The organism is Dellaglioa sp. CoH-57-MRSF-20 (assembly GCF_056781955.1).
Genome location: NZ_JBXAXV010000294.1, coordinates 1 through 256, shown reverse-complemented (window position 1 = coordinate 256; position 256 = coordinate 1). Strand labels below are relative to the sequence as shown.

The 256-nt window shown below is 51.2% G+C and carries 1 tRNA gene; it reads right to left on the bottom strand.

Annotated elements, in window-relative coordinates:
* Positions 1–122: 122 nt before the first annotated feature.
* A tRNA-Pro gene (locus tag AC1RPN_RS09090) sits at positions 123–199 on the bottom strand.
* Between the last annotated feature and the right edge of the window lie 57 nt (positions 200–256).

The following is a 256-nucleotide window of genomic DNA, read 5'->3' as shown; positions in this document are numbered from 1 at the left end:
AGCTTGTACACACCGTAGAAAAACACGACCACACAAAGTAGGTCTAGTGGTGTCAGGGTCAATGTTGCATCGTAAGTCGCGTCCACGCGGCTGCTCCTTAATTTTCGCTCAGCATTTAAATATGGTCGGAGTGACAGGATTCGAACCTGCGACCCTCTGATCCCAAATCAGATGCGCTACCGGGCTGCGCTACACTCCGTTATTCTTTACTGACAGGACTCGCAAATGCCGTCGTCCTGATCCTGAGGCTTGATGC